General features: G+C 35.6%; 21 protein-coding genes. 18 read left to right on the top strand and 3 right to left on the bottom strand.

Annotated features, from left to right (window positions below; genetic code table 11):
* Positions 1-38: 38 nt before the first annotated feature.
* Positions 39-1,061 carry a LacI family DNA-binding transcriptional regulator gene (locus DVK85_RS07745; protein ID WP_114677897.1) on the bottom strand — a complete coding sequence of 341 codons (1,023 nt, stop codon included), beginning with the start codon at positions 1,059-1,061 and terminating at the stop codon, positions 39-41.
* A 226-nt stretch (positions 1,062-1,287) separates the two neighbouring features.
* Here DVK85_RS07745 and DVK85_RS07740 point away from each other — a divergent pair, with 226 nt between their 5' ends.
* The 10 genes from DVK85_RS07740 to tsf all read left to right on the top strand — a co-directional run bounded on the left by DVK85_RS07740 (position 1,288) and on the right by tsf (position 15,956).
* Positions 1,288-4,359: a SusC/RagA family TonB-linked outer membrane protein gene (locus tag DVK85_RS07740; RefSeq protein WP_162845342.1), complete on the top strand. Its 3,072-nt coding sequence runs from the start codon at positions 1,288-1,290 to the stop codon at positions 4,357-4,359.
* 15 nt (positions 4,360-4,374) lie between these two features.
* Positions 4,375-5,925 carry a RagB/SusD family nutrient uptake outer membrane protein gene (locus DVK85_RS07735; protein WP_114677895.1) on the top strand — a complete coding sequence of 517 codons (1,551 nt, stop codon included), beginning with the start codon at positions 4,375-4,377 and terminating at the stop codon, positions 5,923-5,925.
* 16 nt (positions 5,926-5,941) lie between these two features.
* Positions 5,942-7,081 carry a SusE domain-containing protein gene (locus tag DVK85_RS07730; RefSeq protein WP_114677894.1) on the top strand — a complete coding sequence of 380 codons (1,140 nt, stop codon included), beginning with the start codon at positions 5,942-5,944 and terminating at the stop codon, positions 7,079-7,081.
* A 56-nt stretch (positions 7,082-7,137) separates the two neighbouring features.
* Positions 7,138-9,945 (top strand): alpha-amylase family glycosyl hydrolase, encoded by a 2,808-nt coding sequence (locus tag DVK85_RS07725; protein WP_114677893.1) that lies wholly within the window; start codon positions 7,138-7,140, stop codon positions 9,943-9,945.
* Between the two features lie 96 nt (positions 9,946-10,041).
* The gene (locus tag DVK85_RS07720) at positions 10,042-12,468 is read left to right on the top strand and encodes an alpha-amylase family glycosyl hydrolase (protein WP_114677892.1); all 2,427 of its coding nucleotides are present in this window, start codon (positions 10,042-10,044) and stop codon (positions 12,466-12,468) included.
* A 129-nt stretch (positions 12,469-12,597) separates the two neighbouring features.
* Complete coding sequence (locus DVK85_RS07715; protein WP_127960570.1) at positions 12,598-13,080, top strand: hypothetical protein; 483 nt, start codon at positions 12,598-12,600, stop codon at positions 13,078-13,080.
* Positions 13,081-13,238: 158 nt separating this feature from the next.
* A complete protein-coding gene (rplM, locus tag DVK85_RS07710) occupies positions 13,239-13,694 on the top strand; it encodes a 50S ribosomal protein L13 (protein ID WP_114677890.1) in 456 nt (151 codons plus the stop codon).
* Positions 13,694-14,080 carry a 30S ribosomal protein S9 gene (gene rpsI, locus DVK85_RS07705; protein WP_114677889.1) on the top strand — a complete coding sequence of 129 codons (387 nt, stop codon included), beginning with the start codon at positions 13,694-13,696 and terminating at the stop codon, positions 14,078-14,080. The genes rplM and rpsI overlap by 1 nt, the downstream gene beginning before the upstream one ends.
* Positions 14,081-14,252: 172 nt before the next feature.
* Positions 14,253-15,029, top strand: a complete 777-nt coding sequence (gene rpsB, locus DVK85_RS07700; protein WP_114677888.1) for a 30S ribosomal protein S2 — start codon at positions 14,253-14,255, stop codon at positions 15,027-15,029.
* 102 nt (positions 15,030-15,131) lie between these two features.
* On the top strand, positions 15,132-15,956 hold the full coding sequence (gene tsf, locus DVK85_RS07695) for a translation elongation factor Ts (RefSeq protein WP_114677887.1): 825 nt from the start codon (positions 15,132-15,134) through the stop codon (positions 15,954-15,956).
* A 95-nt stretch (positions 15,957-16,051) separates the two neighbouring features.
* Here tsf and ald read toward each other — a convergent pair whose 3' ends face one another.
* A complete protein-coding gene (ald, locus tag DVK85_RS07690; RefSeq protein WP_114677886.1) occupies positions 16,052-17,146 on the bottom strand; it encodes an alanine dehydrogenase in 1,095 nt (364 codons plus the stop codon).
* A gap of 281 nt (positions 17,147-17,427) precedes the next feature.
* Between ald and DVK85_RS07685 the strand changes: the two genes are divergently transcribed.
* From DVK85_RS07685 to DVK85_RS07670, 4 genes are all read left to right on the top strand, one after another.
* Positions 17,428-18,018, top strand: a complete 591-nt coding sequence (locus DVK85_RS07685; RefSeq protein ID WP_114677885.1) for a TetR/AcrR family transcriptional regulator — start codon at positions 17,428-17,430, stop codon at positions 18,016-18,018.
* Positions 18,019-18,087: 69 nt separating this feature from the next.
* Complete coding sequence (locus DVK85_RS13665; RefSeq protein WP_240339611.1) at positions 18,088-18,336, top strand: hypothetical protein; 249 nt, start codon at positions 18,088-18,090, stop codon at positions 18,334-18,336.
* A gap of 210 nt (positions 18,337-18,546) precedes the next feature.
* Entirely contained in the window at positions 18,547-18,852 is a 306-nt protein-coding gene (locus DVK85_RS07675) for a DUF3817 domain-containing protein (RefSeq protein ID WP_114677884.1), read from the top strand.
* 80 nt (positions 18,853-18,932) lie between these two features.
* Complete coding sequence (locus tag DVK85_RS07670) at positions 18,933-19,490, top strand: DNA-3-methyladenine glycosylase I (protein ID WP_114677883.1); 558 nt, start codon at positions 18,933-18,935, stop codon at positions 19,488-19,490.
* Between the two features lie 101 nt (positions 19,491-19,591).
* Here DVK85_RS07670 and ahcY read toward each other — a convergent pair whose 3' ends face one another.
* On the bottom strand, positions 19,592-20,908 hold the full coding sequence (ahcY, locus tag DVK85_RS07665) for an adenosylhomocysteinase (protein WP_114677882.1): 1,317 nt from the start codon (positions 20,906-20,908) through the stop codon (positions 19,592-19,594).
* Between the two features lie 148 nt (positions 20,909-21,056).
* Here ahcY and DVK85_RS07660 point away from each other — a divergent pair, with 148 nt between their 5' ends.
* The 4 genes from DVK85_RS07660 to arfB are packed head-to-tail and all read left to right on the top strand — an operon-like array spanning position 21,057 to position 24,664.
* On the top strand, positions 21,057-21,698 hold the full coding sequence (locus tag DVK85_RS07660; protein WP_114677881.1) for a 4'-phosphopantetheinyl transferase family protein: 642 nt from the start codon (positions 21,057-21,059) through the stop codon (positions 21,696-21,698).
* Positions 21,699-21,713: 15 nt separating this feature from the next.
* Complete coding sequence (pnuC, locus tag DVK85_RS07655) at positions 21,714-22,349, top strand: nicotinamide riboside transporter PnuC (RefSeq protein ID WP_114677880.1); 636 nt, start codon at positions 21,714-21,716, stop codon at positions 22,347-22,349.
* Positions 22,310-24,211: a DUF4301 family protein gene (locus DVK85_RS07650; RefSeq protein ID WP_114677879.1), complete on the top strand. Its 1,902-nt coding sequence runs from the start codon at positions 22,310-22,312 to the stop codon at positions 24,209-24,211. The genes pnuC and DVK85_RS07650 overlap by 40 nt, the downstream gene beginning before the upstream one ends.
* 51 nt (positions 24,212-24,262) lie before the next feature.
* Entirely contained in the window at positions 24,263-24,664 is a 402-nt protein-coding gene (arfB, locus tag DVK85_RS07645; protein WP_114677878.1) for an alternative ribosome rescue aminoacyl-tRNA hydrolase ArfB, read from the top strand.
* The last annotated feature ends 162 nt before the right edge of the window (positions 24,665-24,826 follow it).

Below are 24,826 nucleotides of genomic sequence, written 5' to 3'. Positions count from 1 at the left end.
TATCTTTATAATATTGATAATTAGTTTTTTACACTAAACTACAACGTTGACGTAGATTCTCTAAGCACCAACTCTGTTTCTATCAATTCAGTAGTATATTGCTCGTTTTCCTCCTCCATTTCAAGCCTATCAATAAGCATTTTGGCAGCCCTACCTCCCATTTTTATACCGTTTTGGCTTATGGTAGAGATACTTGGCGTAGAAAATTGCGATATAATACCATCGGTAAAACCAATTACCGATATATCATCGGGTACTTTCATTCCCATTTTATTAGCAAGTTTAATAGTAGTAACCGCAAATAGCTCGTTTACAGCAAAAATAGCATCGGGTTTCTTATCTTCTAATAGCTTTTCTATTTTAGAAGCACAGTTCTCTATATCTTCTATCTTTACAATCATGTCCTCATTAACCTGCATATCATGATCTATAAGTGCATTAATGTAACCGTCTGTCCTTAACTTACCTACACTAACATAATCTACTGTAGTAACAAGAGCTATTTTTTTAAACCCTTTTTCTATAAAAAACTCAACAGCCCTGTAGGCTGCAAGCTGGTCGTCTATTATTACTTTATCACAAAGCACCTCGTTAGTAACTCTATCAAACATTACTACGGGCATACCTTGATTAATAGCCTCTTCAATATGATGAAAATCTTTCTTTTGTTGGGTTTCTTTAGATAGTGACATGATAAAACCATCGGTACTACCACTGGCTAGCATATCCATATTAATCACCTCTTTATCAAAAGATTCATCAGATAAACATACTATAACATTATATCCATTCTCGTTAGCAACCTGCTCTATACCGCTAATAACAGTAGCAAAAAAATGGTGTACTATTTCGGGTATTATAATGCCTATAGTTTTTGTTTTTCTGTTTTTAAGACTTAGCGCAATATTGTTAGGACGATAGTTGTAGAGTTTTGCAAAAGCTTGCACTTTTTGACGGGTATCTTCACTTATTTCTGGACTATTTCTAAGGGATTTTGAAACAGTTGATATTGATACATCAAGCTCTTTTGCAATTTGTTTAAGCGTTACTTTTCTTCTCATTGTGAAACTGTAAACTGTTATTTTGTAAATAAAGATACTTTTAATTTTTATTTATAGCAATTATGATACTGAAATTGTAGTAAATAAGAAAAGTTTTCAACACGCAAACGTTTTCGGTAGGAGTCTATCACGAAAACGTTTTTTTGTTAACATATTTTACATAATTTTAACATTCGAAGTGAACTTATAAGCAAAACAAAAAGCAAAATTAACTTAAACAACTTGTATGAAAACAATGTACCAAAAGTTCTTACTTTTATTACTTATGTTGCCGTTAAGTGTACTCGCCCAGAGCACATTAACAGGTAATGTGAGCGATAGTGCTACCGGACAGCCCATTCCGGGAGTAAACGTAATAATAGAGGGCACTACTAACGGCACTACTACCGATATAGATGGTAAATATACCCTTATGGGGGTAGCCGAAGGTAACCGTATCGCATTCAGCTTTATAGGCTTTGCCAATCAAACAATAGAATATACAGGACAAGCCACTTTAAATGTAGTATTACAAGAAGATGCAACACAACTTCAAGAAGTAGTAGTTATTGGTTATGGTACTACTACAAAAAGAGATGCAACAGGATCATTAACCACTGTAACAACAAAAGACTTTAATAAAGGTGCTATTACAAGTGCCGATCAATTACTTACAGGTAGATCTCCAGGTGTAAGAATCACTAGTGCAGGTGGTCAGCCAGATTCTGCACCAAACATCAGAATTCGTGGAGGTAGCTCACTAGGAGCGCAAAACAATCCGCTTATTATTATAGATGGTATTCCATTAGATTTTGTTAACCCTGCAGGGGTAAGCAATCCTTTATCTCTTGTTAATCCTAATGATGTAGAGTCTTTTACAATCCTTAAAGATGCTTCTGCTACTGCTATATACGGATCAAGAGCCTCTAATGGTGTAATTATTATTACTACTAAAAAAGGTACATCTGGAACTCCTAAATTTAACTACAACGGTAGTGTAGGTTTTAGTAAAGTAAATGACCTTATTGATGTAATGGATGGCCCTACATACACAAGGTTTATTCAAGAATATTACCCTAGCCTTACGGATAAATTAGGGATAGATGACCCAACAACAAATGCTGTAGACAACCCTGCTACTCCAGAAGTAGAAGGAAGAATATTATCTGACACAAATTGGCAAGACCAAATATTTAGAACATCAATATTCTCAGATCATAACTTTAGTGCTAGTGGTAGCCTTTTTGGTAAAGTACCCGCTCGTGCTGCTGTAGGTTATACTAAAAGTGAAGGATTACTTAAAACTAATGACTATGAGCGCTATAGTGCTACAGTAAAACTAACACCTACATTTTTAGATGATCATTTAAAAGTAGATGTTAATGCAAAAGGTTTTTGGGTAAACAAAAACACTGTTGACGAAGGTGGCGCCATAGGTGGTGCGCTTAACATGGATCCTACAAAACCTGTTTATACTACAGGCGACGTTAATAATTTTGGTGGTTATTATCAAAACACTACAAATGATGATCCAAGAAAACTTGATGGTCAGTACAACCCTGTAAATTTATTAAACGAAAGAGAACGTCCTGAAAAGGTAAATAAATTATTAGGAAATGTACAGTTTGACTATAAAATGCATTTCTTACCCGATTTAAGAGCTATTGTAAACCTTGGTATTGAGGCATCGCGTGCAGATATTCGTGAAGAATATGGACAAAACTCTCTAGCTACTTATCAGTATGATAATGTAAATGATGCTTTCTTATTTAACCCAGGAGTAAACTACAGAGAAACACAGCACATTACCAATAAAACATTTGATACTTACTTAGCCTATACTAAAAACCTTACTGGCCCTGTAACGCGTATTGATGCACAAGCAGGACACTCGTACCAAAGTTTTGTAAACGATGGTTACAAATCGATATACCAGTACAACGTTAACACAGGTATAAGAGAAGAAAGAATTAATGAACAAAACCCAAACAACAGATATTATAATAAAACAGTACTCGAATCATTTTTTGGACGTGCTAACGTAGATTTATTTGATAAATACCTATTTACCTTTACATTAAGAGCAGATGGGTCTTCTTTATTTAAAAAAGACGACCGTTGGGGCTATTTCCCAGCAGCAGCTTTAGCGTGGAGAATTACTGATGAAGATTTTATAAAAGATGTTTCATTTATAAACAATCTTAAACTTCGTTTAAGTTACGGACAAACAGGACAACAAGACATCACAGGTATTGCAGGATATTACCCATCATCGGCATTATTTAGTCCTGGAGATCCAAACAGCCAATACTTACCAGGTGTTAGTACTTACAGTGCTAATCCATTTAACGATAAGTTAAAATGGGAAGTTACTACTACTTATAACGTAGGACTTGATTTTTCATTCTTTAAAAATCAGCTTGTATCGGGTAGTGTAGATGTTTACAAAAAAGTAACAGATGATTTATTAGTAAAATCTTTTGTACCACCAGGACAATACCTTACTAACCAAATTACACAAAATGTAGGTAGTATGGAAAATAAAGGTATAGAAATAGACCTTAACCTAAGACCTATAACTACAGATGATTTCTCTTGGGAAATATTAGGAAACCTGTCTTATAACTTTGGTGAGATAAAGAGTCTAAACAATACTACTTCTATTATTGCTACAGATGGAGGGATCCCTACAGGTACAGGTCAAAACCTAGCCTATCATAGCGTAGGGTCGCAACCACACTCTGCTTGGGTATACGAGCAATTATATGATAGTGATGGTCGCATTATACCAGGAGCTTTTAAAGACCGTAACGGTGATGGTCAAATCACTAATGATGACAGGTACTATGAAGCACTTCGTCCTAATTGGACATTTGGTTTCGGTACTAACTTAAACTATAAAAACTTCGACTTTTCTACTAACTTCCATGGACAGTTTGACGGGCAGGTTTACAACTCTGTTAAATTATTAGGCGGTTATACTGAAAGAGTTGTACCAAATAACTCAAACAGTCTTAATAACGTACTTGATTTTTATAATGGTGCTGCAGACCCAAGAGTACAAACAATACTTGATCCTGTACCATTCTCTGATTATTATTTAGAAAGTGCTGCATTTTTAAGATGTGATAATATTACTATAGGTTATAGATTTAATGAGCTTGTAAAATCAGCGTCATTACGTGTATATGCTACTGTTAATAATGCCTTTATCATAACTGATTATTCAGGAAAAGATCCTGAAAACTTTAATGGTATCGACACTAACTTTTATCCGCGACCAAGAACTTACAGCTTTGGTGTAAATCTTGACTTTTAATAAAAATAATTGAATATGAAAAATTTTAATAAAAAGATAATTTTAGGAATAAGTGCATTAGTACTGCTCTTTGTTTCTTGTACTGATGACCTTGATACAAAACCTAAGGTAGAATCGTCATTAGAAAACCTTTTAGCACAGGATCCTAATGCTGTAGAAGGGTTACTATCAAAAATGTATGGCACCTTTGCACTATCAGGAGCTAGTGGACCAGGAAGTTCTGACATTAGCGGACCCGATCCAGGTGAAACTGCTTTTTTAAGAAGTATTATTAACCTGCAAGATTTTACTGCCGATGGTATGAAAAACCGTTGGGGCGATGATGGTCTAGACCAACTTACTACAACATCAGACTGGAATGGTAACAACAAATTCTTCAACTACCTATATGACAGAGTATATTATATAGTGCCACAAACCACTAATATTATATTAGCTTTAGATAATGTAGATGTAGAAAATGAAGCGCAAATTGTGAGCGAACTACGCTTTATACGATCACTTGCTTACTATTACATGATAGACTGTTTTGGTAAAGGTGTTATTGTTAATGAAAGTAACTATGGTAGTACAGCGCCGCTAGAAGAAGCTACAAGAACAGAAATGTTTGAATATGTAGAGAGTGAACTACTTGCTATAGAAACAGATATGCCTGTATCTAACTCTTATGGTAGAGCAAATAAAGCTGTTGTGCGTATGCTATTGGCTAAACTATACCTTAATGCAGAAGTATATACAGGTCAAAATCGTTATGACGATGCGCTTACCTATGTAAGCCTTGTAATAAACGAAGGAGGCTATACACTATCAGACAACTTTGTAAGTAACTTCTCGGCAGATAATGATACTTCTACCGAAATCATATTCCCTTTAATAGCAGATCCTGTTGTTAGCCAGAGTTATGGTAACACAACATACATTGTGAATGGTTCTTTAAGTACTGAAACAATGTCTATAGTAGACTTTGGTGCTACTGGAGGATGGACAGGACATAGAGCCACAAAAGCTTGGTACTCATTATTTGGTGACTTAGAAACAAGTGCAGATAACAGAGCTGAACTTTTCTGGACAGAAGGTCACAACTATGAAATGGAAGACTACAAAGAGTGGGTAGATGGTTACCCTTCTACTAAATTTAGAAACACTGCATTTAACGGAGCTTCGACAGCAACAGAATTTTCACCTACAGATTTTCCGTTATTTAGGTTAGCAGATGCTTACCTTATGTATGCAGAATGTGTAAAAAGAGGTGCAGCAGGCGGATCGGAATCGCAAGCACTTGATTATGTAAATGATGTAAGAACAAGATCTAACGCTACTGCTATAACAGCAGCAGATCTTACTCTAGATTTTATTCTTGACGAAAGAGCAAGAGAACTTAACCTTGAAGGACACAGAAGAACAGACCTTATCCGTTTTGGTAAATTTACAGGAGGAAGCTACCTATGGCCATGGAAAGGTGGTGCAGTAGGCGGTGCGGCTATCCCTTCGGCATACAACGTGTTCCCTATTCCACAAAGCGCATTGGAAGCAAACCAAAACTTAACTCAAAACACAGGTTACTAATCTTAATACTCAAAAAATGAAAAAAATATTTAGTTTATCAATTCTATCATTATTGTTTTTATCAATAATGTCATGTAGTACAGATGACAATAAAATTATAGTCGAAGAATCTACAAACCCTGTAATTCTTGCTCCTGAAGATGGTGCAAATATAATTCTTAACCCAGCTACTGATGCTACAACAGCACTTACACTTGTTTGGGATCATGCTGCTTATAGCGTAGATACAGAAATAAATTATACAATAGAAGCAGCTGTAGCAGGAACTGAATTTGCTGCTCCGGTTGTAATAGCAAGTACTACAAGTCGTGTTGTAGCACTTACTGGTGCAAACCTTAGAAGTTTATTAACTAATGCTACTGACGATGTTGATGCACCAGGACTAGGTCTTGTTGATACAGAAGATGCTAACATTGAAGTAAAAGTTACTGCAACACTTGGTAATAATGACGATTTACCAATGGTTTCTGAACCAATTGCACTTAGCGTAACTTTTCAAACTGGAGATGTTGTTATTGTACCTGAAGATCCTGCACTTTTCTTAGTAGGTGCTCCACAAGCGTATTATGGTCTTGATGCATGGGATAATGTTACTGCAATACCAATGCGATACATTGGTGATGGAGAAACAATGGTATTTGAAGCCTATGTAAAAGCTGGAACTGATGATGGTTTTAAACTTATTGGCGAGCAAGGTACTTGGGATAACGGTAACTATGGTACTATAGATGGTGCACAAGATGGTAACATTCATAATGATGGTGGAAGTGGCGATATTAAAGTTGCTGAAACTGATGGCGAAGGGTTATACTACGTTTGGGTAGATATTGACAACCTTGAATACAAAGCTGTAAAAATGAATTGGGGTATTATTGGTGCTGCAACTCCAGGTGGCTGGGATGGCGAAACAGCAATGACTTATGACTTTGCAAGTAACACATATAGTATTACAGAAACATTGATTGCTGATAACATGAAGTTAAGATCTAAAAATACAGGTGATGCTGCTTTTGGTGACGAATGGGCTTTTCAAATAGGTGCTGATGATACAGTAGCATATAACACTGGTGCTGGCGACATAGCTGTTGCAGCAGGAGAAGCTACTATTGAACTAGTTATCGAGTTTGACGGTACAGTTACTGTAACTGGTATATAAATTATTAATAGCTAAAGGGCTAGCATAAAGCTAGCCCTTTTTATATTTAAATTACTATGAAAAAATTTACTTTTCTATTTCTATTATTCAGCTTAGTTAGCTTTGCTCAGGTAACCACTACCCCTTCACCGGCTATTGCCTCAGGGTCAGTTACCCTATTTTTTGATGCAGCAGGCACGCCCCTAGCAAGCTACACAGGAACTATATATGCCCATACAGGAGTAACTGTAGATGGCGAACAATGGCAAAACGTTATTGGCGACTGGGGTAATAATACTAACCAGCCAGCATTAACACTAGTATCTGGCACTACTTACCAATTAGAAATAACTCCAGATTTATATACTTACTACGGTGTAGCAACATCTAGTACAATTACAGAAATATCTGTAGTTTTTAGAGCTGCAGAAGGCGCTCCCCAATCAGACGATTTATTTATAAATGTAGGTTCATTTCAAGTAAACCTTACTTCTCCAGAAGAAGATAGCGCTACATTATTAAGCTCTGGTGCTGCATTAAACATTACTGCTACTAACACAGGTGGTAATGCTAATTATACACTACTATCAAACGGAGCAACTATTAACAATAGTAATGATGCGACAAGCTATTCTTATAATCACACAAACATCACATCAAACCAAAACTACGAGTTAGTAGTTACTCAAGGCGATAATACTATAACAAAAAAATTCTCTGTCGTAGTTAACCCTAACACAGTTACACAGGCTATGCCTGCAGGAGTAAGAGATGGTATAAACTATGATGATACAGATGATACAAAAGCAACACTAGTATTAAATGCTCCATATAAAGATTATGTATATGTTGCAGGAAGCTTTAATAACTGGCAGCCAACATCGGCTTATGCCATGAAAAAAGACGGTGCAACAGGTAAATATTGGCTAGAAATTACAGGACTTACTCCTGGCGAAATAAACTCTTTCCAGTATTGGGTGGTAGACGAAACACCTTTTACAAATTCGCCTGCAATGGTTAAAACCGCCGATCCTTTTTCTACATTAGTATTATCTCCATTTGACGATCAATACATCGAGGCTTCTGTTTACCCAGATATGCCTGTATACCCTGCAGGACAATCTTTTGAAGTATCAGTACTACAAACAGCTCAAGTTGCTTATAACTGGCAGGTTACTGATTTTGAAAGACCAGAGAAAGAAGATCTTATTATATATGAACTTGTAATAAGAGATTTTAATCAACAAAAAACATGGCAATCGCTTACAAATCAGCTTGAATATTTAAGAGACCTTAATGTAAATGCCATAGAGATTATGCCTGTTATGGAATTTGAAGGTAATATTTCTTGGGGTTACAACACTGCTTACCACATGTCGTTAGACAAAGCTTATGGTACAGAAGAGTCTATGAAACAGTTTATAGATGCTTGTCACCAAAACGGTATTGCTGTAATACTAGATGTAGCACTTAACCACGTTTATGGTCGCTCTCCATTAGCACGCATGTGGGTAGACGATCCAGATGGCGATGGCTTTGGTAATACAACTACCGAGAATCCTTATTGTAATGTTGTTGCTACACACACCTATAGTGTAGGTACTGACTTGAACCATCAATCAGAGCTAACACAATATTATAGCGAAAGAACTATTGAACATTGGATGAATGAGTTTAAGATAGACGGATTCCGTTGGGATCTTACAAAAGGTTTCACACAAAACTGTAACACCAGCGACCAAGGCTGTACCAATGCTTATCAAGCAGACAGGGTAGCTATACTAAAACAATACTCTGATTACCAATGGGCTATAGACCCTGATTTTTATGTAATTTTTGAACACTTAGGAGGTGTACAAGAAGAAAAAGAATGGGCAGACTACCGTGTCGATGAAGGTAAAGGTATAATGCTATGGGGTAAATTTACAGAGGCATACAGTCAGAACTCTATGGGGTATGCCGAGAATAGTAACTTTAACAACATGGATTTTGAAAACAAAACTTTCCAACAACCAAGACTTGTAGGTTTTGCCGAAAGTCATGATGAGGAAAGACTTATGTTTAAAAATCTTGCTTATGGTAATAGTGCTGGTGACTATGATGTAACCGAAATGGCTACAGCATTAGAAAGAATGAAAGCAATAGGCGCAGTACTATATACTATACCTGGTCCTAAAATGCTATGGCAATTTGGCGAGTTAGGATATGATTACAGTATTAACTATTGTGAAGATGGAACAATTGATGATGCATGCCGTACTAACCCTAAGCCAATACCATTTGAACTTGGATATAACAGTGATGCTGACAGAATGGGCGTTTACAACTCTTGGGCAGATATCATCAAACTAAGACGTACTAACCCAGTATTCCATACTAATACATTTACTATAGACTCTGGCGACCTTACACCAAGAATAGACATTTGGAATGATGATCTTGCCGATGGCGAACTTAGTAGTATAATAGTACTTGCTAACTTTGATGTTACAGCACAAACAGTAGACACTTTCTTCTCTACTACAGATGACTGGTATGATTTATTAAATGACGATGCCGTTATAAGTGGTTCAGTATCGACAATTACACTACAGCCAGGAGAGTTTAAAATCTTTGGTAACGTACCTGCAATACTAAAAGCAGAAGAACATAGCACACAAACAGTAGCAGCACTTTACCCTAACCCCACAACAAACAACTTTAGCATAAACATACCTACAGCTCAAGTAGAAGTATATGCATTAACAGGTCAGCTTGTAAAAAGGTTTAATGGTGCAGCAGCAAATACCTCTTTTGATGTAGAAGCACTTAATGATGGTATTTATTTTGTAAAAATCACAGATGATGCAAAACGTGTTAGCACCATCAAATTAATAAAAAAATAAAGATTAGTTGAGTTAGTTTTTTTTATGTTAATCTCAAGAGGTCTTCTGCGTGAAGACCTCTTGTTTTTTTATATAAAGATTAAATAAATAATAATTATGAAACATTTATTCAAAATAAAAACACACCTTTTTACAATAGCACTCATCACTGTTGCTTTATGCAGCAAGCTATCTGCTCAGGATATAAATGTGCAGTTTATAGTAAACATGAACTACCAAGCAGAGCTTGGTAACTTTAACCCTGCAACACAAAGTGTAGACGTAGCAGGAACGTTTAACGACTGGGGGGCAACCCCAACAGTACTTACAGATGCTGACACCGATGGCATATACATCACTACAGTAACACTACCTGTAGGGAGTACAATACAGTTTAAAACCCGAATAGACGGACAATGGGATGGTACGGAAGAATTTACCGATGGCGGTCCTAACCGAATTTATACGGTTGACCCAAATGGAATAGTAGAATATTGGTATAATGATGCTTTACCACCTGATTTACTGTATGTAGCCATTGCAACATCGGCACCTGTAGTGCAACCAAATGAAGTTGTGCAATTTACAGACCAGTCATTAGGAAACCCTGTGAGTTGGAGTTGGAGCTTCTCTGGAGGTGTCCCCGAAACTTCAGAGGCACAAAACCCTATAGTAACCTATACTGAAACAGGCAGTCATAATGTTACCTTAACTATTACTAATGAAGATAACGAAACTGCAACTACTACTTTTGAGAACTTCATTAGAGTAGATGCTATGGAAACACAGTGGTGGAATGACCGCGTTTTCTATGAAGTATTTGTTCGTAGTTTTAAAGATAGTGACGGCGATGGTAACGGCGACCTGCAAGGGCTAATAGATCAGCTAGATTACCTTAACGATGGTAACCCAGATACAACAACCGACTTAGGTATAACAGGTATATGGCTAATGCCAATACAACAGTCACCATCCTATCACGGGTATGATGTTACTGATTATATGGCTGTAGAAGATGATTATGGGAATAACACCATTTTTGCCGAATTTATGGAAGCAGCACACGCAAGAGGTATAAAAGTAATTATCGACTTGGTAATGAACCATACTTCAAGTGAGCACCCTTGGTTTATAGAATCAAAAACACCGAGCTCAGATAAGCGCGATTGGTATATTTGGGAAGATGAGCCAGGCACCCCAGGACCATTTAGTAATAATGCATGGTATGCCCATAACGGCTACTACTATTATGGTGCTTTTTGGGATGGTATGCCCGACCTTAATTTTAATAATCCAGATATACATGAAGCCTTTGAGGATATTGCCGAGTTTTGGTTAGCAGATATGGATGTAGATGGGTTTAGACTCGATGCTGTAAAGTTTTTATATGAAAATAACACCACTGCACAAAACACTCCCGAAACGATAGCGTATTGGCAGGAATTTAGAGCGTTTTATAAATCGGTAAAACCTGAGGCTTTTGCTGTAGGTGAAGCTTGGGACATTAGCCAAATAGCAAGTGAATATGTAAATAATGATGGACTAGACTATTGTTTTGAATTTGATACTTCTTTTGATATACTCGATGCTCTTAATAACGGTAATGCTACAACATTAGAAAACCAACTAGTTTTGAATATGCAAAGCTATCCGTTTTTGCAATTCGGTAGTTTTTTAACCAACCATGATACCGATCGTACTATGAGTGTTTTTGAAAATGACATTCCTAAAGCAAAAGCAGCAGCAACATTATTACTTACACTACCCGGTATACCCTATATATATTATGGTGAAGAAATAGGCATGACAGGAGTAAAACCAGACCCAGATATAAGAACTCCAATGCAATGGAATAATAATACCAATGCAGGTTTTACAACAGGCTCACCATGGCACTCGGTTAATACTGACTATACCACTAAAAATGTCGCTGCACAACAAGCGGATGATAATTCTTTATGGAATCATTACAGAAGCCTAATTAGCATAAGAAATAATGAAAACGCACTAAAAAGAGGTAATTATAGACCTGTTACCAGTACATCGGCATCAATATTATCATTTATGCGCCAGTATGAAGATGAAAATATTATTGTGGTAGCAAATGTAGGCTATACAACACAAGATGTTACACTATCGTTACCCTACGCCGAGCTTATCCCTGGTAACCATGTACTGGATGAAATGCTTGGCGGTAACCCTGAACAAGTAACAGTAGGACCCACAGGAGGTTTCGCAGAGCTTACTATTACTGTTCCCGCAAAAGGTGTATATGTATATAAAATGGATAATGCGCTAATTACAGATAGCGTATATTTGGCTAAAACAGTATTATACCCTAACCCTACTACAAATCAGTTTACCATTACTACCGCTACAAATAAGGTGATGCTATACACCCTTACAGGGCAGCTTGTAAAAACCTATTCGGCACAAAGTAGCAACTACAAATATGATGTTAACGGATTAGATAGCGGTATATACTTAGTAAAGATAATAGATACTAATAATAATGAAAGTACAGTAAAACTAGCAATACAATAATATCTCATGTAGTTAATGTACAAAGAGGCTTCCAAATGGAAGTCTCTTTTGTTATATATATCTTAAACCTAATTACAAAACAACCTACAACTTTTATATTTGAAGACTTAATATGAAAATGACGATACTATGAAACGAATGACAATTATAATAGTCACCGCCTTTTTAATGACAATGTGTAGCACACTTAAAACAGGTGGCAATAGCACCGATGACACTAAAAAAAGACCTGATGTTCAATATCGTGATGATTTTAAATCGGCGAATGCTACAGAGAGAAAAGCATTGCTAAAAAGCTTAAAAGCAGAAGCCGATAAATATTCAGTACTAATACTAACACAAAACTATAAAGGCGAAAAAATAATTGTTAGCAACAGTAAGAAAAAAATACATAACGACTATACCATATCTAACCTTAAAACAGGTTTAGCAAGACTACTTCGTATAGATAACACACTGGATACTAAAGTATATGACAACCTTACCAAAAAGGAAACCATTATAGAAGCTAAAGAAGCTACTAAACATAAATATATTTATGTAATGAAAAACCCAGGTGGTAAAAATCCTTTTACTATAACGTATAGTAATACTTTAAGACCATTAGAATAGTAAATCACATCTTATACACAAGAGTTGGCTAAACCACATGACTCTCATAAAATTACCTTAAAAATAATATTTTTTATACACGTTTGAATTTCTGATAAATAATTGTACTTTTGCACTCCCTTTATTGGGGACGGAATGTTTAATTAAAATTATTTATTGTGAACACATTAAGCTACAAGACAGTTTCAGCTAACAAAGCGACCGTTCAAAAAGAATGGATCGTTGTTGATGCTGAAGGTCATAATTTGGGCCGTTTTGCTTCTAAAGTTGCGATGCTTTTAAGAGGTAAATACAAACCAAATTTTACACCGCACGTGGACTGTGGAGATAACGTAGTGGTTATCAACGCAGAAAAAATCAACCTAACTGGTAACAAACTGGAGGAGAAAACTTACATCCGCCACACAGGTTACCCAGGAGGACAAAGAACTTTAACTGCTAAAGTTGTACAGGCTAAGAACCCTGCAATATTAGTAGAGAGAGCTGTAAAAGGAATGCTGCCTAAAAACAAACTTGGTGCAGAGTTATTCCGAAATTTAAATGTATATGTAGGAACTGAGCACAAACATGAAGCACAGAAGCCTAAAACCGTTAACCTAAACGACTTAAAGTAATGGCAACTATCCACAAAATTGGTAGAAGAAAAACCGCTGTTGCCCGTATTTACCTTTCAGAAGGTACTGGTAAAATCACGGTAAACAAAAAAGAATTTGAAACTTATTTCCCAACACCAACTTTACAGTACAAAGTAAGACAGCCGTTAGCAATGACGGAAAATGTTGAAAACTTTGATGTAAAAATCAACGTGTACGGAGGAGGTTCTACAGGTCAAGCAGAAGCTGTAAGAATGGCTCTTGCAAGAGCTATGTGCGAAATTGATGCTGAAAACAGAATCATTTTAAAACCAGAAGGTTTATTAACAAGAGATCCAAGAATGGTAGAGCGTAAGAAATTCGGACAGAAGAAAGCGCGTAAGAAATTCCAATTCTCTAAACGTTAATACACTATTATCAAGCATTGCTTGGTATTGGTTCATTTTTATTATTGAATTTAAAAAAACAAGTTGTTGTTGCCCCGCTGAGGCGAAGGGTTAGTTTAGCATCTAAATGGGCAGGGCCGCAAAGTCGCCACCTGAACATTGCTTACTCAACAGAACGTAAACTATTACAAAAATGGCAAATAAAGTAGAAGTTAAAGACTTACTGGAAGCAGGTGTACACTTTGGACACATGACCAGAAAATGGGACCCAAACATGGCTCCTTACATCTATATGGAGCGTAATGGCATACACATTATCAATCTATATAAAACTGCAGCAAAAATAGAAGAGGCCAACGAAGCCCTTAAAAAAATTGCTGCATCAGGCAGAAAAGTTTTGTTTGTTGCTACAAAAAAACAAGCAAAAGATATCGTTGCTGAAAAAGCAAAAGCAGCTAACATGCCATACATCACTGAAAGATGGCCAGGTGGTATGCTTACAAACTTTGTTACTATCCGTAAAGCTATTAAAAAAATGGCTGCTATTGATAAAATGAAGAAAGACGGTACATTTTTGACACTTTCTAAAAAAGAACGTCTACAGGTAGATCGTCTTCGTGCAAAGCTTGAAAAAAACCTTGGTTCTATTGCCGATATGACAAGGCTTCCTGCCGCGTTATTCGTTGTAGATATTAAGGCTGAACACATCGCAGTAAAAGAAGCTCAAAAATTAAACATTCCAGTTTTTGCAATGGTAGATACAAACTCTGACCCACGTCAAGTAGAGTATGTAATACCATCTAATGATGATGCTTCTAAATCAATCGACAAAATTTTATCTTTAGTAACTGGTGCAGTTATCGAAGGTCTTTCTGACAGAAAATCTGAAAAAGAAGACCAAGACAACAAACCTGCAGAAGCGGCTGCTCCTGCAACTACAGAAGCAACACCTGCTGCTACTAAAGAATAAATAATAACATTACAATAAAGTCGTTGTGCTGATATATGTTTACTTTTGTAGCCATTATTAGCATAACGACTTTAATTATTAAACAAATAAACTCTTTTCAAAATGGCAAATATTACTGCTGCAGACGTAAATAAATTAAGAAAAGTTACAGGTGCCGGTATGATGGACTGTAAAAAAGCTTTAGTTGAGGCTGAAGGTAATTTTGATATAGCTATAGAAAACCTTCGTAAAAAAGGACAAAAAGTAGCTGCTAACAGAGCAGACAGAGAGTCTACTGAAGGCGCAGTTATTGCTGCCATAAACAGTGACAATACATCTGGTGTTGTTGTATCACTTAACTGTGAGACTGACTTTGTTGCTAAAAATGAATCTTTCGTAAAACTAGCTACAGATCTTACAAACCTTGCACTAAACTATGCTACAAAAGAAGATTTCCTTGCTGCCGATTTTAACGGTATGACTGTAGGTGATAAACTTATTGAGCAAACAGGTGTTATTGGTGAGAAAATAGAAATTGGTGCTTTCGAAAAACTTGATGGTGCTTTTGTAAACTCATACATACACGCTGGTAACAGAATTGCTACTCTTGTATCTCTTTCTGCTAACGTAGAAGGTGCTGAAGAAGCTGCAAGAAACGTAGCTATGCAAGCTGCTGCAATGAACCCTATCTCTCTTAACGAAGATGGTGTTGATGCTGCAACTATTGAAAAAGAAATAGAAATAGCTAAAGACCAACTTCGTGCAGAAGGTAAGCCAGAAGCAATGCTAGATAATATCGCTAAAGGTAAAATAGGTCGTTTCTTTAAAGATAACACACTTGTTAACCAAGACTATATTAAAGACGGTAAAATGAGCGTTTCAGGTTATGTAAAATCTGTAGATGCAAGCTTAACTGTTACAGGATTTAAAAGAGTTGCTCTTGCTTAATTAAAAAGTAAAAGCAAACTATATAAAAAAACCCTGAACCAATTGGTTCGGGGTTTTTTATTTAAAACAAACAACAAACTATAAATATATATGCATTAAACTAATGCACCATCAAAAGTTTCTTTTATCTCATCTATTACCACTTCGCCTTTTACAATATTAAGCCCCCTTCCTAAGTCAGGATATTTGCTACAAGCAGCTTCCCAGCCCAAATTAGCCAGCTTTAATATATAAGGCAATGTAACATTAGTAAGTGCAAGTGTACTAGTATAAGGTACTGCTCCTGGCATATTAGCTACACAATAATGTACAATATCATGTATTATATACGTAGGATCTTCATGCGTAGTAGGGCGTGTCGTTTCAAAACACCCTCCTTGATCTACAGCTACATCTACCAATACAGTACCAGCTCGCATATCTTTTAGCATTTCGCGGGTAATAAGATTAGGAGCTTTTGCACCGGGTATTAATACCGCACCTATTATCAAGTCGTGCGTCTTTATATGTTTTTTAATGTTATATACACTCGAAAATTCGGTAACTACATGAGGCGGCATAACGTCGTTTACATAACGTAGCCGTTTCATATTAATATCTAACACTGTAACATGTGCCCCGAGTCCAGCGGCCATCTTTGCTGCTTGTACACCTACCACTCCAGCCCCAAGAATTAAAACACGACCTGGCGGCACACCTGGCACACCCCCAAGCAGTACTCCCCTGCCCTTTATAGGCTTTTCAAGATGTTTTGCACCTTGCTGTATTGCCATACGTCCTGCCACCTCACTCATAGGTGTTAATAATGGCAGCGTACCCTCATCATCTTGTACGGTTTCATAAGCAATACATATCGCTCCGCTTTTTATCATAGCTCGCGTCAACGCCTCGCTAGATGCAAAATGAAAATAAGTAAATACAATTTGGTTACGCTTTACTAAAGGGTATTCTGATGCAATAGGTTCTTTTACTTTTACTATCATATCAGCCATTGCATATACAGCCTCAATAGTTGGCAGCATAACAGCACCTACCTCACGATAATCAATATCTGCAAAGCCACTACTCTCACCTGCAGTTTCCTGAATGTACACTTCGTGTCCGTAATTCACCAACTCAAATGCTCCCGCAGGCGTAAGCCCTACACGGCTCTCATTGTTCTTTATTTCTTTAGGAACCCCTATTTTCATGGTAAATAGTTTATCTATTGAAACAAATATACACAACACACCCCCTATATTTATAGCTACTATATATTTTTAGTGATAATTTACTTATCGTGTATATAAAAAATCATTTTGAAAAAACAAATTACCTTTTTTGATTTTTGTTCAACTTTTACTCCTATTTAAAATAGAAAATTTTAACTATTAACCATTTTCACATTAAGCAAATAAAAATCATTTGGCAGTAATTGATGAATTATCAGAATTAGACGTTCTTTGTAAAATATACTAAATAGTATTTTTTCATGAAAAAGGCAGCAGCAACACGACTCAATATTCTTCAAAAAGCATTTGAGTTAATTTATTCGAAAGGATATCAAACCACAAGTATCGATGATATATTAGCAACAACACAGTTAACGAAAGGTGCATTTTATTACCACTTTAAAAACAAAGACGAAATGGGAGTGGCTATAATTAACGAATTAATGAAACCTGTGTTAACAAATAACTTTATAGAACTTTTAGAAAATGAAAGAAATCCTTTAGATGCTATTTATTCCCTAATGCACAGTCTATTATTAGAAAATGATTTCCTTAAAGTTGAGTTTGGCTGTCCTGCTGCCAACTTCACTCAAGAGATGACACCTTGGAATAACGATTTTAGTAGTGCTCTAAATGAAATTACTCAACAATGGAATAACGTGATGATAGGCGTTATAGAAAAAGGAAAAAATAAAGGACTCGTTAGATCCGATGTAGATGCAAAGCAGGTAACAATGTTTGTAATATCTGGGTATTGGGGTGTGCGAAATTTCGGAAAATTAGAGAACAATAAAAATGCATATTTACCTTATTTAAAGGAGCTAAGAAACTATCTCAATACATTAAGATAATTTTTATTCTCAAAAACATACCAATCGGTTTGTTTTTTTATTTAACTTTACATCGTCAATCAAAAACCGATGTATCAAACACTTCTATTTCTCCACAACTTTATACGATGGCTTGTACTTGCAAGTTTACTCTTCGCAATTTATAGAGCATACAAAGGGTATGTTTCTAAATCTGTATTTAGCAAAGCAGACAATGCTATACGACACTGGACTGCAACCATAGCCCATATTCAATTAATGATAGGAATGGTGCTTTACTTTCAAAGCCCTATTATTAAGTACTTCTTTTCAAATTTTAAAACAGCAGTAAAAGTATAGACCATACATTTTTCGGACTTATTCATAGTTCGTTAATGTTAATTGCAATTGTATTAATTACAATAGGCTCTTCTCTATCAAAAAGAAAAGAAGCAGACAAGAACAAGTTCAAAACAATGCTTTTTTGGTTTTCAATATCGTTAATCATCATTTTTATAGCTATTCCATGGCCGTTTTCACCTTTTGCTAACAGACCTTATTTTAGATAATATGATACAACTATTCAAAACAAAAATTGGAAGACTACGAATTATTGGTTTTCTTGAAGGAATCTCTCTATTGACTTTAATTTTCATTGCAGTACCAATGAAGTACTGTTTTGACAACCCCACGTTGAGCAAAAACCTTGGCCCAATACATGGGGCAATTTTTTTACTATTCTTGCTTAATGCCCTTAGTATTGGCATTGAACAAAAATGGAAATTAAAAACAACCAGTAAAATTTTAGTTTCTTGCTTTATCCCTTTCGGAACTTTTTACATCGACCATCAAATTTTAAAAAAAATTAAGCCGTAAACTAATACATACAATATAGCCTCTACATTTTTCTCACCTTTTTTTGATAGCTTTATCCTCTTGATATAAAAAACTAAGAAATGAATAAAAAACGCTGTGGCTGGTGTGAAGGCAACGCACTATATGAAAAATATCATGATGAAGAATGGGGCAAACCTGTTCATGACGATACTATATTATTTGAGTTTCTATTATTAGAAACCTTTCAGGCAGGACTTAGCTGGATAACAATACTCCGAAAAAGGGAAAATTTCAGGAACGCTTTTGATGATTTCGATTACAAGAAGATTGCAAAATATGAGCAAGATAAAATAGATGAACTTTTGCAAGATGCGGGCATCATTCGTAATAAACTAAAAGTACACGCAGCCGTAAGCAATGCACAAGCGTTTATAAAAGTACAGGATGAGTTTGGTAGTTTCTCAAAATATTTTTGGAATTTCACGGACGGGAAACCTATCGACAATAAATTTGAAACACTTAAACACGTTCCTGCCACTACTCCGCTATCTGACAGCATTAGTAAGGATATGAAAAAGCGCGGGTTTAAATTTGTAGGTTCTACCGTAATTTATGCCCATATGCAAGCTACGGGTATGGTAAACGACCATGTATTGGATTGCTGGACGCGTAGTTAAGTTGCTGAATTAGAATGGAAGTTTGTATCTAGAAAAATATAACCAAAAAGCCTTCTGCAATGCAGAAGGCTTTTTTATCTAATAAATCCTAAAAATAAGAATTAGTATCTGTAATACTCAGGTTTAAATGGTCCTTCAACAGGTACACCGATATAAGCGGCTTGATCTTCTCTAAGTGTTTCTAGCTCTACGCCTAGTTTTGCAAGGTGTAATGCTGCCACTTTTTCATCAAGGTGTTTTGGTAACATATATACTTCGTTTTTATAGTTTTCACTATTTTTCCAAAGCTCTATTTGTGCCAATGTCTGGTTAGTAAACGAGTTACTCATTACAAAACTTGGGTGTCCTGTAGCACAACCAAGATTTACTAATCTACCTTCGGCAAGGATAATGATATCTTTACCATTAATAGTATATTTATCTACCTGTGGTTTAATTTCTACTTTACTAGCACCATGGTTTTTGTTTAACCAAGCTATATCTAGCTCATTATCAAAGTGACCAATATTACATACTAAAGCTTTATCTTTTAGCATCTCGAAATGACGCCCTACTACAATATCTTTATTACCTGTAGTAGTTATAACAATATCAGCATTACCTATAACAGTTTCTAGTCTTTTCACTTCAAAACCATCCATAGCAGCTTGTAGCGCACATATTGGGTCAATCTCGGTAACGGTAACAATAGAACCTGCACCTCTAAACGAAGCCGCAGTACCTTTACCCACATCGCCATAACCACAAACTACTACTCTTTTACCTGCAAGCATAAGGTCAGTTGCACGACGCACAGCATCAACAGCACTTTCTTTACACCCGTATTTGTTATCAAATTTCGATTTAGTAACCGAATCATTAACGTTTATAGCTGGCATAACCAGTGTACCATTCTTCATTCTTTCATAAAGACGGTGTACTCCTGTAGTAGTTTCTTCAGAAAGTCCTTTAATATTTTTAGCTAACTCTGGGTAACGGTCAAATACCATATTGGTAAGATCTCCTCCATCATCAAGAATCATGTTAAGCGGCTCACGATCTTCTCCAAAGAAAAGTGTTTGCTCTATACACCAGTCAAATTCTTCTTCGTTAAGCCCTTTCCAAGCATATACCGGTATTCCGGCAGCAGCTATAGCAGCAGCAGCGTGGTCTTGTGTAGAGAATATATTACATGAACTCCAAGTAACATCTGCACCAAGAGCTACAAGTGTTTCTATAAGTACAGCAGTTTGTATCGTCATGTGCAGGCAACCTGCAATACGTGCGCCTTTAAGTGGCTGCTCGTTTTTATACTCCTCACGAAGTGCCATTAGTCCAGGCATTTCGGCTTCGGCAAGCTCTATTTCTTTTCTACCCCATTCTGCAAGGGCGATATCTTTTACTTTGTAAGCCACGTAGGGCACAGTTTTAGTACTCATGAATATTGTATATTTGTATTATCAAGATTTATGCAAATTTAGCGAATTCCTGCATAACCACATAGCTTTAAGAATAATTTAGGCTTTGTTAAAAGTTATAAGCATTTGAAAAACAATAAAATAAATTCTACCACTTACAAATACTCTAATGCCTCTATATAAATTTGTTACCCTAAATGATGACACACAACTACTGGTCTGGAAAATTACCGAAAGCCACGATGCACTTTTTGAGCAAGTACGTCTAAAAGATGTTTGTTTAACCCGTGTAGATGGTATGAAAAGTGAACAACATCGCAGAGGTTTCTTAAGTGTTAGAATGTTATTACAAGAAGCTGGATATACTGATTTTGATCTTTATTATACCGATGATGGCAAACCACATCTTAAAAATGGTAAAAATATATCTATTACTCACTCTCATCAGTTTTCGGCAATTATAATAAGCTCACGAAATGTGGGTATTGATATAGAAATGCAGCGCGAAAAAATAATGAAGATTGCCTGTAAATTTTGTAATTCGGAGTTTAGCTACCTACAACCTGAACGAAAAGACCATTATATAAAAATGCTTACCGCAATATGGGGCGTAAAGGAAGCCTTGTTTAAAATGATATCATTACCAGGTATTAGTTTTAAAAACCACATTGATGTTGATGCATTTATGCTTAACGATGCTAACGGCACGGCAACTGTAACTTTTGAAAAAATGAATACTAACTATACTTTTTTATTTGAAGAAATAGAAGGCTTTACTTTAGTGTATAGTTTTGAAGCAACCAATATATAAAGCCTACTTATTATAATGAACGAAATTTTAGATTTTCTTTTTAGTCAATATAAAGACTATAGCACCCTAAACATTTGTCTAGAGGCAATAGCCTCAGTATTCGGCGCTTTAAGTGTTGTTTATTCTGCCCGCAATAGTATTCTTGTTTACCCAACAGGAATTGTAAGCACTGTTATTTTTACCTATATGTTTCTTCAATGGGATTTATATGGCGATGTAATCATTAGTTTCTATTATTTTATTATGAGTATCTATGGATGGATGCTATGGAGTAGAAAAGACAAGCAGGATGACAAGCTTCTAGAAATAAATCAAATGACTGCAAAAGACGTAGCCAAATGCATACAAATTTTTATAGTTTCTGTTATATTTGTAGCAATTGTATTTATTTATAACAATAAGTTTACATATTGGTGGGCTTATGTAGATACTTTTACAACGGGACTCTGCTTTGTAGGTATGTGGCTTTTGGCAAAACGAAAAATTGAGAATTGGATTTTCTTAATAATTGCCGATATAATTGCAATACCTCTTTTGTTCTACAAAGGAGCAACAGTTACCAGCATATTTTATATATTTTTAACTATTGTTGCATTTATAGGCTATTTTTCATGGAAAAGAACATTACAAAACCAAATACAAGCATCGTAAATATTATTATTTATGCCCCAACCAGCACAACTGCTAGTTTAGTTTCAGAAGCTATTGAATCAGAAGAAAATCTAGGTAATATGGCAATAACTAGAGTACTAGACATTGAGAAAGCAATGTCTAAAAAAAATAAATTTGCCGACCATAAAATAATAGTTATAGCTACACCAGTTATAGAAGACGATAAAACAAAAGAACTTATTGCTCTTTTAGATAGAAACAATAGTAATTATATTACAATTATAGCAGATGGAGATATGCTTGCATTAAATGCAAAGAAAGCTATTAACGATCTTAAAAAAGCAATATCCCTTGGCTTTACTATAAAAGATTATACAGATATTTATAATAGAGGTATAAGTATAGAGAAAATAGAAAACCAAATAAATACTTTTATAAATGGCATTAATAAAATAACCCTAAAAAAGCCTGCTGTTATAAACGATGGTATTTTTAAATTACCCAAAAAATCGGCAGAAGACTACGCGGCTTATTTTGAAAGTAAAAAAGACAATTTTAAACTTACCAAGTTTGTACCCGCATCGGGGGCAGCTACCCGTATGTTTAAATTCTTAAACGAATTCATGGTATGTTTTAACCCTGAAGAAGATACTATAAACGCTTATATAAACAGAAAAAAAGACACTGCACTTAATACTTTTTTGGTAGGGTTAGATAAATTTCCGTTTTTCAATGCTATAGTAGATGTCGTAAAAGAAAATCCTAATTATAACGATTGGAGCAAAAGCACACGTGCTTACAACTTTATAAAGACGATGTTGCAAGACGAAAGGTTTGACTTTGCTAACAAACCAAAAGGTATACTCCCTTTCCATCAATATGATGGTTTCATTGCCACTCCAGTATGCGAACACCTTAAAGAAAGTGTTGCTTATAGCGAGTCGCAAAAAAAGAGTAATGTACATTTCACGATATCCGAAGAACATCTAGATGGTTTTCTAGATGCTATAACAACATCAAAAAATGCTGTAGAAAAAGAATCAGGCACAAGTATTGATTTTAGTTTCTCGTATCAACATAAAAAAACCGACACCCTTGCTGTAGACATGAACAATGTACCGTTTAGAGAAGATAACGGTGCTATATTATTTAGACCCGGTGGGCATGGGGCACTAATAGAAAACCTCAACAACCTTGAGGCTGATATTGTTTTTGTAAAAAACATAGACAACGTAAGTCATAACAATATAGAAACAATATCACTATACAAAAAAGCATTAGCAGGTAGTTTAATAGAGCTACAAGAACAACTATTTATTTACCTACATCGCATAGACGAAGGCAATGTTAGTGAAGAAGAAGAAGTAAAAGAAATATTTGAGTTTGCTAAAAAACAACTTTCGCAACATATACCTGCCGATGTATCGAAATTCACGCATGAAAACAGGGTAGAATATGCGCGCCAACTGCTTAATCGCCCTATACGAGTATGTGGTATGGTAAAAAATGAAGGCGAACCTGGAGGCGGTCCGTTTTGGGTAGAGGAAGAAAAAGGAAAGCTATCGCTACAAATTGTAGAAAGTTCGCAAATAGACATGAAAAATGCCAACCAAAAACTAATTTTATCACAATCGACACACTTTAACCCCGTTGATCTTGTGTGCGGATTAAAAAATTATAAAGGCGAATATTTTAACCTTAACGAATATGTAGACGAAAACACAGGTTTTATAGTAACTAAAAACCGTTTGGGTAAAGATGTAAAATCATACGAATTACCTGGGTTATGGAATGGTGCTATGGCAGGATGGATAACTGTTTTTGCCGAAGTACCTTTAGATACGTTTAGCCCTGTAAAAACCGTAAACGATTTATTAAAACCGGCACACCAGCCACAATAAAGTATTGTAGATTTTAGATTGATTCTGAAATCTAAATTTTAGAATTTAATCATGAACAAAGAGCTCATTATACAAGAACTTGACTTTAAAGCAGTACGCAGTAGCGGTGCAGGCGGACAAAATGTAAACAAAGTAGCCAGCAAAGTAGTACTTAACTTTAACATACAAGAATCTAAAGCTTTAACAGAAGAGGAGAAATTATTAGCAACTACAAACCTTGCTAATAGGTTAACAAACGAAGGTATATTAATCCTGAATTGTGACGAAGACCGTAGCCAAATACGCAATAAAGACATTGTTATTAAGCGTTTCATCCAGATAATGGATGGCGCACTTGTAGTACCCAAAATTAGAAAGCCAACACGAATACCAAAATCGGTTATCAAAAAACGACTTAAAAATAAAAAGAACCTTTCTGAGAAAAAACAGTTGCGCAAACCACCCGAACATTAAAACAAGACCATTAGATAGTTTGAATATTAGATTACAAGACTATTATATATATTGCTATTCTAAAAATTCAATATTCTAAAAATCTAAGTTATCCATCAAAAAAGTTTTACTACTTTTGCGCCGTCTCAAAGGGGTGCCTAATATATCAGGCTGAGATCATAC

It is taken from the genome of Flavobacterium arcticum, from assembly GCF_003344925.1.
GTDB classification, from domain to species: domain Bacteria; phylum Bacteroidota; class Bacteroidia; order Flavobacteriales; family Flavobacteriaceae; genus Flavobacterium; species Flavobacterium arcticum.
The sequence above is the reverse complement of the archived record's forward strand: the minus strand, read 5'-3'. Positions and strand labels throughout refer to the sequence as shown.

Bases quoted from the DNA above. Each gene is read 5' to 3' on its own strand.
- DVK85_RS07715 (WP_127960570.1), top strand. From the start codon at position 12,598: ATGAAACGAATGACAATTATAATAGTCACCGCCTTTTTAATGACAATG.
- DVK85_RS07685 (WP_114677885.1), top strand. From the start codon at position 17,428: ATGAAAAAGGCAGCAGCAACACGACTCAATATTCTTCAAAAAGCATTT.
- rpsI (WP_114677889.1), top strand. From the start codon at position 13,694: ATGGCAACTATCCACAAAATTGGTAGAAGAAAAACCGCTGTTGCCCGT.
- rpsB (WP_114677888.1), top strand. From the start codon at position 14,253: ATGGCAAATAAAGTAGAAGTTAAAGACTTACTGGAAGCAGGTGTACAC.
- DVK85_RS13665 (WP_240339611.1), top strand. From the start codon at position 18,088: ATGTATCAAACACTTCTATTTCTCCACAACTTTATACGATGGCTTGTA.
- ahcY (WP_114677882.1), bottom strand. From the start codon at position 20,908: ATGAGTACTAAAACTGTGCCCTACGTGGCTTACAAAGTAAAAGATATC.
- arfB (WP_114677878.1), top strand. From the start codon at position 24,263: ATGAACAAAGAGCTCATTATACAAGAACTTGACTTTAAAGCAGTACGC.
- DVK85_RS07745 (WP_114677897.1), bottom strand. From the start codon at position 1,061: ATGAGAAGAAAAGTAACGCTTAAACAAATTGCAAAAGAGCTTGATGTA.
- pnuC (WP_114677880.1), top strand. From the start codon at position 21,714: ATGAACGAAATTTTAGATTTTCTTTTTAGTCAATATAAAGACTATAGC.
- DVK85_RS07660 (WP_114677881.1), top strand. From the start codon at position 21,057: ATGCCTCTATATAAATTTGTTACCCTAAATGATGACACACAACTACTG.
- DVK85_RS07720 (WP_114677892.1), top strand. From the start codon at position 10,042: ATGAAACATTTATTCAAAATAAAAACACACCTTTTTACAATAGCACTC.
- DVK85_RS07740 (WP_162845342.1), top strand. From the start codon at position 1,288: ATGAAAACAATGTACCAAAAGTTCTTACTTTTATTACTTATGTTGCCG.
- tsf (WP_114677887.1), top strand. From the start codon at position 15,132: ATGGCAAATATTACTGCTGCAGACGTAAATAAATTAAGAAAAGTTACA.
- DVK85_RS07735 (WP_114677895.1), top strand. From the start codon at position 4,375: ATGAAAAATTTTAATAAAAAGATAATTTTAGGAATAAGTGCATTAGTA.
- DVK85_RS07730 (WP_114677894.1), top strand. From the start codon at position 5,942: ATGAAAAAAATATTTAGTTTATCAATTCTATCATTATTGTTTTTATCA.
- DVK85_RS07650 (WP_114677879.1), top strand. From the start codon at position 22,310: ATGGAAAAGAACATTACAAAACCAAATACAAGCATCGTAAATATTATT.
- DVK85_RS07670 (WP_114677883.1), top strand. From the start codon at position 18,933: ATGAATAAAAAACGCTGTGGCTGGTGTGAAGGCAACGCACTATATGAA.
- ald (WP_114677886.1), bottom strand. From the start codon at position 17,146: ATGAAAATAGGGGTTCCTAAAGAAATAAAGAACAATGAGAGCCGTGTA.
- DVK85_RS07725 (WP_114677893.1), top strand. From the start codon at position 7,138: ATGAAAAAATTTACTTTTCTATTTCTATTATTCAGCTTAGTTAGCTTT.
- DVK85_RS07675 (WP_114677884.1), top strand. From the start codon at position 18,547: ATGATACAACTATTCAAAACAAAAATTGGAAGACTACGAATTATTGGT.